This window comes from Cellulosimicrobium cellulans (genome assembly GCF_001722485.1).
GTDB classification, from domain to species: domain Bacteria; phylum Actinomycetota; class Actinomycetes; order Actinomycetales; family Cellulomonadaceae; genus Cellulosimicrobium; species Cellulosimicrobium cellulans_A.
In genome coordinates this window covers 1-10,063 of record NZ_LWGL01000122.1, presented here as the reverse complement: position 1 = coordinate 10,063, position 10,063 = coordinate 1, and the positions used below count along the sequence as shown (strand labels likewise).

9 protein-coding genes are annotated in these 10,063 nt (G+C 74.8%); all 9 read left to right on the top strand.

Annotation, left to right across the window (positions count from 1 at the left end):
• Positions 1-878 (top strand): hypothetical protein (locus tag JZ5iCDA_RS12720; protein ID WP_216093447.1); only part of this gene is annotated, 878 nt, incomplete at its 5' end.
• A 215-nt stretch (positions 879-1,093) separates the two neighbouring features.
• Entirely contained in the window at positions 1,094-4,156 is a 3,063-nt protein-coding gene (locus JZ5iCDA_RS12715) for a Na+/H+ antiporter subunit A (RefSeq protein WP_069387513.1), read from the top strand.
• Positions 4,157-4,167: 11 nt separating this feature from the next.
• Positions 4,168-4,737 (top strand): Na(+)/H(+) antiporter subunit C, encoded by a 570-nt coding sequence (locus JZ5iCDA_RS12710; RefSeq protein ID WP_083259989.1) that lies wholly within the window; start codon positions 4,168-4,170, stop codon positions 4,735-4,737.
• On the top strand, positions 4,737-6,302 hold the full coding sequence (locus JZ5iCDA_RS12705; RefSeq protein WP_069387512.1) for a Na+/H+ antiporter subunit D: 1,566 nt from the start codon (positions 4,737-4,739) through the stop codon (positions 6,300-6,302). The genes JZ5iCDA_RS12710 and JZ5iCDA_RS12705 overlap by 1 nt, the downstream gene beginning before the upstream one ends.
• A complete protein-coding gene (locus JZ5iCDA_RS12700; RefSeq protein WP_069387511.1) occupies positions 6,299-6,958 on the top strand; it encodes a Na+/H+ antiporter subunit E in 660 nt (219 codons plus the stop codon). The genes JZ5iCDA_RS12705 and JZ5iCDA_RS12700 overlap by 4 nt, the downstream gene beginning before the upstream one ends.
• Positions 6,955-7,362, top strand: coding sequence for a monovalent cation/H+ antiporter complex subunit F (locus JZ5iCDA_RS12695; RefSeq protein WP_069387510.1), 408 nt, complete (start codon positions 6,955-6,957; stop codon positions 7,360-7,362). Before JZ5iCDA_RS12700 ends, JZ5iCDA_RS12695 begins: the two co-directional genes overlap by 4 nt.
• A complete protein-coding gene (gene mnhG / locus JZ5iCDA_RS12690; RefSeq protein WP_069387509.1) occupies positions 7,362-7,847 on the top strand; it encodes a monovalent cation/H(+) antiporter subunit G in 486 nt (161 codons plus the stop codon). The genes JZ5iCDA_RS12695 and mnhG overlap by 1 nt, the downstream gene beginning before the upstream one ends.
• Entirely contained in the window at positions 7,844-8,725 is an 882-nt protein-coding gene (locus tag JZ5iCDA_RS18950) for a hypothetical protein (protein ID WP_069387508.1), read from the top strand. The genes mnhG and JZ5iCDA_RS18950 overlap by 4 nt, the downstream gene beginning before the upstream one ends.
• 57 nt (positions 8,726-8,782) lie before the next feature.
• Entirely contained in the window at positions 8,783-9,781 is a 999-nt protein-coding gene (locus tag JZ5iCDA_RS12680) for a cation diffusion facilitator family transporter (protein ID WP_083259988.1), read from the top strand.
• Positions 9,782-10,063 lie beyond the last annotated feature (282 nt).

Below are 10,063 nucleotides of genomic sequence, written 5' to 3'. Positions count from 1 at the left end.
CCGGCGCGGGCGAGCCGGGCGTGCTGCGCACGTCCCGCCACACGACGCTCACCGGCCCCTACGCCCCGGCGGGTGCGGGCCTCCCGCCCGGGACCGCCCTCGTGTTCGACGTCGTGTGCCCGCGCGAGCGCGGCGAGGCGCCCTACCCGGGCGGCGGCGACCGCGACGGCATCGGGCGCGCGTTCCCGGCGGGGCTGCCGGTGCGCGAGGAGGAGCGCGTCGTCGCGTGGCTCGTCGCCGCGGCGCGGCGCCTCGGCGGGTCGGTGCGCACCGATGTCGGCAACCCCGCCTCGCCGGGCGTCGTCCTCACGCCCGACCCGGGCGCCGCGGTGGACATGTGCCTGTACTCCGACGTCTGGCTCGAGCCGAACGCCGCGCTCGCGCTCGTCGCGCGTCAGCACCCGCGCACGACGCTCGCGACGGAGGGCGCCTCGTACGGCGGGCCGCCGAAGGGCATCACGGAGCTCCCGCTGTACCCGGGGGAGAAGATGGACCCGGAGCTGCGCCGCGCGATCCACGCCGCGGCCGACGACGTCGACATCAAGGCGCTGACGACCGGCTCGGTGCTCGACGGCTACGGCCTCCTCGTCGACCTCGGGATGGACGGGCTCGTGGCCGTCGAGGTGGGCGGCGAGGACCGTCTCCCGCTGCTCCTGCGCGGCCTGCCGTGGGCCGCGGACGGCGCCGTGAGCTACCGGGTGCGCTGGGAGCCCCGCGACCTCGCGGAGTCGCAGGAGGAGCAGCCGTCGATGGACCACCGCGTGGCCCGCAAGCGCGCCGCGGAGGTGGTCGCGCAGATCGCCGGGACGCTGCACGACGCCGTGGGCGGCGAGATCGCGGACGAGGCGGAGTTCCTCGTGGACCGCGAGGACCTCTGACAGCCTCCGAGCACTGAGACGTAGGTCACGGGACGACCGGCGGTCGTGCCGCGGACGCGCACACCCCCGACCTCCCCGTAAAATGGACGTGGTCGACGCGGCTGCTCGTCGCGTCCACGGCCTCGTGTCGTCGTGCGCGCCCTCCCCGGCGCCGGGACGAGTGACAAGTCCAGGCAAGACCCGCCCACCCGCCCCCGACCCGGACGGAGCGGCCCGTGCTCTACGTGCTCGTCGCGCATCTCGCGATGGCACTGGGCGCGCCCGCACTCTTCTCGCTGCTCGGCCGGCGGGCCTTCCTCGTCATGGCCCTGGCGCCGGCCTCGGCCGCCGTCTACGCGCTGAGCTGGACGCGCCGCGTCATGGAGGGCGACCACCCGACGTCGGTGCACGAGTGGGTGCCGGGCCTCGGGCTCGAGCTCGCGTTCCGCATGGACACGCTGTCGTGGCTCATGCTGCTGCTCGTCGGGGGCGTCGGCGCCCTCGTCCTGGTCTACTGCTCCGCCTACTTCTCGCCGACCGCGCAGGGCCTGCGCCGGTTCGGCGGCGTGCTCACGGCCTTCGCCGGGGCGATGGTGGGGCTCGTCGTCGCGGACGACGTGCTGCTCCTCTTCGTGTTCTGGGAGCTCACGACCGTCTTCTCCTACCTGCTCATCGGGCACTACGCGGACCGCAAGGCGGGACGGCGCGCCGCCATGCAGGCGATCGTCGTGACGACCGCGGGCGGCCTCGCGATGCTCGTCGGGCTCGTCGTCCTCGGTGTCCAGGCCGGCACGTACCGGCTGTCGGAGATCGTCGCCGACCCGCCCACGGGCGGCGCCGTGACGGCCGCCGTGGTCTGCCTCCTCGTCGGCGCGGCCAGCAAGTCCGCGCTCGTCCCGCTCCACTTCTGGCTCCCCGCGGCGATGGCTGCCCCGACCCCGGTGAGCGCCTACCTGCACGCCGCGGCGATGGTCAAGGCGGGCGTCTACCTCGTCGCCCGGTTCGCCCCGGCGTACTCGGACACGACCGTGTGGCGGTCGCTCGTCATCGCGCTCGGCGCCGGGACGATGCTCGTCGGCGGGTACCGGGCGCTGCGGCAGTACGACCTCAAGCTCGTCCTCGCGTTCGGGACGGTCAGCCAGCTCGGGTTCATCATCCTGCTCGTCGGCCTCGGCACCCAGGGCGCGGCGCTCGCCGGCCTCGCGATGATCGGCGCGCACGCGATGTTCAAGGCGACGCTGTTCCTCGTCGTCGGCGCCGTCGACGCCGCGACCGGCACGCGCGACCTGCGCCGCCTCACCGGCGTGGGCCGTGCCCTGCCGTGGACGGCGACCGCCGGCGCCCTCGCGACGGCGTCGATGATCGGCCTGCCCCCGTTCGCCGGCTACGTCGCGAAGGAGGCCGCGCTCGAGGGGCTCCTGCACGGGCAGGGACCGGCCTGGGTCGACGCCGTGGCCCTGTGGTCGGTCGTCGTCGGGTCGATGCTGACGACCGCCTACAGCCTGCGCTTCTGGTGGGGCGCGTTCTCGTCGCACAAGCGGTTCGTCGGCGCCCCGGCGCGCGCGAACGAGCACGTCGACCTGCGCGCGGCGCGCGGCCCGGTCGTGGAGCCCGACGAGCCGCTCGTCGACCCGGCGCGGATCAAGCCGCTGCCGTTCCTGCTCGTCGCGCCCGCGGTCGTGCTCGCCGTGCTCGGTCTCGTCGCCGGGCTCTTCCCGCACGTCGGCGAGGAGCTCCTCCTGCCGTTCGCCGAGACGTACCCCGCCGGCGAGCCGGGCCACCTCGTGCTGTGGGCGGGGCTCACCCCGGCCCTCGCGCTGACCGTGCTGGTCCTCGCGGTCGGCGCCCTGCTCTTCTGGCAGCGGTCGCGCGTCGAGCGGTTCCAGGCCTCGCTGTGGTCCGTCCCCGAGGCCGACGTCGCGTACCGGCGGATCATGCGCCGCCTCGACGACGCGGCGGCCGACGTCACCGCGGTGACGCAGCGCGGCTCGCTGCCGTTCTACCTCGGCATCATCCTGCTCGCGCTCGTCCTCGGCCCGGGCCTCGTCATGGTCGTGCAGACGAGCTGGCCCGAGCAGCTCAAGGCGTGGGACCGCCCCGCCCAGCTCGCCGCCGTCCTCGCGGTCTGCGTGGCCTCGGTCCTCGCCGCCCGGTCGCGGCGCCGGCTCAAGGCCGTGATCCTCATCGGCATCGCGGGCTACGGCAACGCCGTCCTCTTCCTCCTGCACGGGGCGCCCGACCTCGCGCTGACGCAGGTGCTCGTCGAGACCGTCACGCTCGTCGTCATGGTGCTCGTGCTGCGCCGCCTGCCCCCGTACTTCTCCGACCGGCCGCTCGCCGCGAGCCGCTGGGTCCGCCTCGGGATCGGCGTCGCCGTCGGCGTCGTCATGATGGGCCTCGCGCTCGTCGCCCCCCTCGCGCGCGTCGCGACGCCCATCTCCGTGGACTTCCCGGAGGAGGCGTACGAGTGGGGCGGCGGCAAGAACATCGTCAACGTCACGCTCGTCGACATCCGTGCCTGGGACACGATGGGCGAGATCTCGGTGCTGCTCGCCGCCGCGACCGGCGTCGCGTCGCTCGTGTTCCTGCGCGTGCGCAGCGGCGAGGTGCTGCGGATCGCGAACGCCCGCGTCGTGCGCGGTCCCCGGAGCGAGGGCCAGGGGCAGGGCGTCTGGGGCGGCGAGCCCGACCCGGGCGCGGCCCTGCGCCGTCGCGGCGTCACGGACGAGGGGCAGCCGCGCATGTCGGTGTGGCTCTCCGCCGGCCGCACGCTCGCGCCGCAACGACGGTCCGTGATCTTCGAGGTCGTCACGCGCGTCCTGTTCCACTCGATGATCGTCTTCGCGCTCTTCCTGCTGTTCTCCGGGCACAACAACCCGGGCGGCGGGTTCGCGGCGGGCCTCGTCGTGGGGATCGCGCTCGTCGTGCGGTACCTCGCCGGCGGGCGGTACGAGCTCGGCGAGGCGGCGCCCGTGCACCCCGGCATCCTGCTCGGGACGGGCCTGTTCCTCTCCGCCGGTGCCGGGCTGGTGCCGCTGCTGCTCGGCGGCTCGGTGCTGCAGAGCGCGATCGTCGACCTCACGCTGCCGGTCTTCGGCCACGTCAAGCTCGTCACGACGCTGTTCTTCGACGTCGGGGTGTTCCTCGTCGTCGTCGGCCTGGTCCTCGACATCCTGCGGACGCTCGGCGCGGAGATCGACCGGCACGGCGAGCGCGCCGCGCTCGGCCGCGAGCCCGGGGACGACTCCAGCCCGATGGCGGCCCTCGAGCCCGACGCGATCGGAGGTGGCCGCCGGTGAGCGACATCGACATGACCCCGAGCGTCGTCCTCGTCCTCGCGATCGGCGTGCTGTTCGCCGCGGGCGTCTACCTGCTGCTCGAACGCACCCTCACGCGCGTGCTGCTCGGCTTCATCCTCATGGGCAACGGTGCGAACCTGCTCTTCCTCGTCGCCGGCGGTCGCGCCGGGGGCGCGCCGCTCGTCGGCACCACGCCCGAGGACGAGATGAGCGACCCGCTCGTCCAGGCGATGGTGCTCACGGCCATCGTCATCACCCTGGGGCTGACGGCGTTCGTCCTCGCCATGGCCTACCGGTCGTGGCAGCTGCACGGCCACGACGAGGCCCAGGACGACCTCGAGGACCGCCGGGTCGCGCGGCAGGCCGCGCGCAACGTCCCGGCCTTCGAGGACCTCGACACCGAGGAGAGCGGCCAGACGCTCGACGACGAGGCCGCCCAGGTCCGCGACGAGACCGACGCGGACGGCGACGGCGTCACCGACAGGCGGCTGGACGACCCCGAGACCGAGGCGGTCGTCGAACGGCCGGGGGACCGGCGGGACGCGAAGGGCCGTGGCACGGACGAGGGGAGGAGGGGCTGATGGATCTCGCCGAGGTCTCCAAGGCGCTCGTCCCGCTCCCGGTGGCGCTGCCGCTCGTCGCGGCCGGCCTGACGCTCGCGCTGTGGCGGCACGCGCGCGCCCAGCGGATCATCGCGGCGACGACGCTCCTGCTGGTGCTCGGCGTCTCCGTCGCGCTGCTCGTCGCGGCGGACGGCGGGCCGGTCGTCGTGGACATCGGCGAGTGGGCGGCCCCCGTGGGCATCGACCTCGTCGCCGACCGGCTCGCGGCGCTCATGCTCACCGTGTCGAGCTTCGTCATGCTCTGCGTGCTCCTGTACTCGCTCGCGCAGGGCGTCGCCGACGGCGACGACGAGGCCCCGGTCGCGATCTACCACCCGACGTTCATGGTGCTCGCCGCGGGCGTGTTCAACGCGTTCCTGTCCGGCGACCTGTTCAACCTCTACGTCGGCTTCGAGATCTTCCTCGCCGCGAGCTACGTGCTGCTCACGCTCGGCGGGACGGGCGAGCGCATCCGGGCCGGCTCGATCTACGTCGTCGTCGCGCTGCTGTCCTCGATCATCTTCCTCGTCGCGATCGCCGTCACCTACGCCGCGACGGGCACGGTCAACCTCGCCCAGCTCGCCGAGCGACTCCCCGACATCGACCCCGGCGTCGCGACGACCATCCAGCTCCTGCTGCTCCTCGCGTTCGGCATCAAGGCGGCGCTGTTCCCGCTGTCGGCGTGGCTGCCCGACTCCTACCCGACGGCGCCCGCGCCGGTCACCGCGGTGTTCGCCGGCCTGCTCACCAAGGTCGGCGTGTACGCGATCATCCGGACGCAGACCCTGCTCTTCCCGGGTGACGACCTCGACGACCTCCTGCTGTGGCTCGCGCTCGCGACGATGATCGTCGGCATCCTCGGCGCCGTCGCGCAGAACGACATCAAGCGCCTCCTGTCGTTCACGCTCGTGAGCCACATCGGCTACATGATCTTCGGCATCGCGCTCGCTTCCGAGCCGGGCATGGCGGCGGCCGTCTTCTACGTCGTGCACCACATCACGGTGCAGACGACGCTGTTCCTCGTCGTCGGGCTCGTCGAGCGCCGAGGCGGGTCGACGTCGCTCGACCGGCTGGGCGGTCTCGCCAAGCTCGCCCCGGGGCTCGCGATCCTGTTCTTCGTCCCGGCGATGAACCTCGCGGGCATCCCGCCCCTGTCCGGGTTCCTCGGCAAGCTCGGGCTGCTCCAGGAGGGCGTCGCCCAGGGGACGCCGCTCACGTGGGCGCTCGTCGTCGGGTCCGTCGTCACGTCCCTCCTCACGCTCTACGCGATCGTCAAGGCGTGGAACAAGGCGTTCTGGCAGACGGCGCCTGTGGAGATCCCGGAGACGGCGCGCCTGCCCCGCGGCATGGTCGGGCCCGCGACGGCGCTCGTGGCCTTCGGCGTCGCGCTCACCGTGGTCGCCGGCCCGCTCTACGCGTACTCCGAGCGCGCCGCGGCGACGCTCCTCGACGGGCACACGTACGTGAACGCCGTGTTCCCGGACGACTCCGGGCGCGGCCAGGGCGTCTCGAGCGACGTCGCGGACGGCGGTGAGGGCTCGTGAACAGCCTGCACCGCCGCCGCAGCACGCTCTCGAGCGGCCCGTTCCGGCGCGTCACCACGCAGTGGCGCACCGTCGCGTGGCTCACGCTCGTGTGGGTCATGCTCTGGGGCGACCTCTCCTGGGGGAACGTCGTGGCCGGCGTCCTCGTCGCCTGCACGGTGCTCGTCCTGCTGCCGCTCCCGTCCGTCGCCGTGCGGGGCCGCACGCGCCCGTGGCCGCTGCTCGTGCTCCTGGCACGGTTCGTCGTCGACCTGTTCACGGCGTCCTTCCAGGTGGCCGCGCTCGCCGTCGACCCGCGCCGCACGCCGCGCGGCGCGGTCGTGGGGGTGCGCCTGCGCAACCCCTCCGACGTCTACATGACGCTGACGGCGGAGCTCACGTCGCTCGTGCCCGGCTCGCTGGTCATCGAGGCGCACCGGCTGACGGGCATGCTCTACCTGCACGTGCTCGACGTCGACCAGGCGGGCGGGGTCGAGCAGGTCCGCGCCGACACGCTCGCGCTCGAGGCGCGTGTGCTGCACGCGTTCGCGTCCAACGACGAGCTGCGCGGCGCCGGCCTGTACCCGCCCGACCAGGAGAGCGGTCCCGTGGGCCCGAGGACGCGTGGAGGCCGGCCCGGTCGCGAGACGGGCGCCGGGAAGGAGACCGAGCGATGAGCGACACCGTCTTCCTCGTCGTGGTGGTCGCCGCGGCCGTGCTGCTCGGCGCCGCCGCGACGCTCGCCGTCGTGCGGGCCGAGCGCGGCCCGTCGATGCTCGACCGCACCGTCGCGCTCGACGTCTTCACGACGACGCTCGTCGGCGCGATCGCGCTCGAGGCGGCGTTCTCGCGCCGGACCGACACGATCCCGCTGCTCGTCGTGCTGTCGCTCGTCGGCTTCGTCGGCTCGGTGACCATCGCCCGGTTCGCGTCCGTGGAGCCCGAGGGCGAGGGGCGGATCCGCACGCCCGAGGAGATCGCGCGCGAGGACGCCGAGCGGCGCGCGGCCGAGGAGGCGGAGCGCGACCGGGCGGTCGACCGCGACCACCACGGCACGCCGGCCGAGGGGGAGGTGCGCTGATGGACGCGGGCTTCTGGGACGCGGTGGCGGACGTCGTCGCGGCGGTCCTCCTCCTGCTGGGCGCCTTCCTCGCCTTCGCCGCGGGCGTCGGCGTCGTGCGGTTCCCCGAGCTGCTCGCGCGCATGCACGCCGCGACCAAGCCGCAGGTGCTCGGCCTCATCCTCGTGCTGCTCGGCCTGAGCCTGCGCCTGCGCTCCTGGGGGGCCGTCGCGACGCTCGCCCTGGTCGTCGCGTTCCAGCTCCTCACCTCGCCCGTCGCCGCCCACATGGTCGGGCGCGCGGGCTACCGCACGGGCAAGGTCCGCACCGGCGAGCTCGTCGTCGACGACCTCACGCGCGACCAGGCGGCCGCCGACCGCGAGCTCCTGGGCGAGCACGACGACGACGTCCGGGACCCCGAGCGCGCGACGAGCGCGACCGCTCCCGTGGAGGACGTCGCGATCCGGATGGAGGGGGAGCCGCCCGCGGACGGGGGACGTCGGTGACGTCGCCGGCCGCGCCCTCGCGCGCGCCGTCCGCCGTGCGGGGCGCGCTCGACGTCCGCGCGGTCGTCCTCGCAAGCGTGGCGCCCGTCGTGGGCGCGGCCGCCGTCGTCACGGTGTCGCTCGTGTGGGCGCCGCGCCTCCCCGACCCGGTGGCGACGCACTGGTCCGTGCCGGCGCCCGACGCGTTCGGGCCGCTCGCCGCGACGACGGCGCCCCCGGCCGTGCTGGCCCTCGTGCTCGGCCTCGGCCTGGGTCTGTGGGGCGCGCTCTGGCGCGTGCCGCTGGGCGTGCGGCGCCCGCTGGTCGGTCTGGGTACCGGACTCGTGGTGCTGCTCCTGGGGACCCACGTCCTCACGCTCGCCGCGCAGCTCGACCTCGCCGACGCCCGCGACGCCCGGCTGGGCTTGTCGGCCCTCCTCGGCGCGACGGCCGTGGCGGTCGTCGCCGGCGTCCTCGCGTCGCGCGTGCCGCGCGAGACGGGTTCCGTGGCCTGGGCGGAGGGCACGCCGCCGGCGGACCTGCCGCGCGCGGCTGCGCCGGGCGCCGTCGTCACGGAAGCCATCGGCCTCGGCGCCCGGCTCGAGGCGGGACCCGACGGTCTCGTCGTCCGGTGGCTCGGGGGTCGCCCGGTCGTCGTGCCGCTCGACCGCGTGGAGCGCGCGGAGGTGCGCGCCGTCGACCCGCTCGGCGACTTCGGCGGCTGGGGTCCGCGCGTCGGCCTCGGCGGGCACCGCATCGGCGAGGAGACGGGGTTCGTCGTGCGCAGGGGCCCGGCCGTCGTCGTGCACGTCGCGGGCGGGACGCGGATCGTGGTCACGACCCGCAGGGCCGAGGAGGCCGCCGGGGCGCTGAACTCGGCGATCGACGCCGCCCGCTAGGTCGTCGCGCGACGGCGTCGTCGAGCGGACGCCGTCGGGCGCTGGTAGACCGGCAGCATGCGCAGGCACGAGCCCGAGGGCCCTGGTGACGGGACGGACGAGGCGGGCAGCCCGCGCGTCGTGCAGGGATCCGGCGGCGGTGAGAGCACCCTCACCGTGGTGGTCGCCTTCGTCGCGAACGCCCTCGTCGCCGTGGCGAAGACGGGCGCCGCGCTGGTCACCGGCTCGGCGTCGATGCTCGCGGAGGCCGTCCACTCGTGGGCCGACGCCGGCAACGAGGTCTTCCTCCTCGTCGCCGACCGCCGCTCGCGCCGCCCCGCCGATGCGACGCACCCGCTGGGCCACGGCCGCGAGGCCTACGTGTGGTCGATGTTCGCGGCCATCGGGCTCTTCGCGGTCGGCGCCGGGGTGTCGATCACGCACGGGATCCAGGAGCTCGTCCACCCCGAGCCGGCGGGCGACTACGGCGTCGCGTACGTCGTGCTCGCGGTGGCGTTCTCGCTCGAGGCGGTCTCGTTCCTCCAGGCGCGGCGGCAGGTCCGCGCGGAGGCGCGGCAGGCGCAGCGCGACACCCTGCAGCACGTGCTCGTCACGTCGGACCCGACGCTGCGCGCGGTGTTCGCCGAGGACGCGGCGGCCCTCGTGGGGCTCGTCATCGCCTGCGGGGGCGTGCTCGCGCACCAGCTCACCGGGTCGCCGGTCCCCGACGCGATCGGCTCGATCCTCGTCGGCGTGGTGCTCGCCGCCGTGTCGCTCGTCCTCATCGACCGGAACCGCCGCTTCCTCGTCGGCGAGGCGGCCCAGCCCCGCACGCGCGACGCGGCCCTGCGGGCGATCGCCGCGATGCCGCAGGTCGCGCGCGTCACGTACCTGCGGCTCGAGTACGTCGGTCCCCGGTCGCTGTACCTTGTGGCGAGCGTCGACCTCACCGGCGACGAGACCGAGGCGACCGTCGCGCGACGCCTCGACGAGCTCGAGCGCGAGGTGACACGGTCGCCCCTGGTCGCGGGCGCCGTCTTCACGGTGTCGACGCCCGAGGAGCCGTCGCTCCTCTGACGAGGTGCGGGGAGAGGCTCCTCTGACGAGGTGCGGGGAGAGCCGGTCCCTACCCTCGCGCCCGACCTGCGCGGTTATACATCACGATCCGGTAACGCTATGGTCGGGCGATGCTCCCGCCCCAGAACCCGCGCCACCGCGCGAGCGGCTCGAGCGCCGCCGCCGCGCGTCCCCGCCGCCGAGAGCCCGCACGGCACCTGCGGACCGGTCCCGCGAGGGCCGGCGCGATCACCGCCGGCATCGCGGCCGTGGCGGTCCTGGCACCGTCCGTCGGCCTCACGG

What these genes read in the sequence shown, in the direction of transcription:
- JZ5iCDA_RS12705 (WP_069387512.1), top strand. Translation starts at nt 4,737, where the DNA reads ATGGATCTCGCCGAGGTCTCCAAGGCGCTCGTCCCGCTCCCGGTGGCG.
- JZ5iCDA_RS12680 (WP_083259988.1), top strand. Translation starts at nt 8,783, where the DNA reads ATGCGCAGGCACGAGCCCGAGGGCCCTGGTGACGGGACGGACGAGGCG.
- mnhG (WP_069387509.1), top strand. Translation starts at nt 7,362, where the DNA reads ATGGACGCGGGCTTCTGGGACGCGGTGGCGGACGTCGTCGCGGCGGTC.
- JZ5iCDA_RS12710 (WP_083259989.1), top strand. Translation starts at nt 4,168, where the DNA reads ATGACCCCGAGCGTCGTCCTCGTCCTCGCGATCGGCGTGCTGTTCGCC.
- JZ5iCDA_RS12695 (WP_069387510.1), top strand. Translation starts at nt 6,955, where the DNA reads ATGAGCGACACCGTCTTCCTCGTCGTGGTGGTCGCCGCGGCCGTGCTG.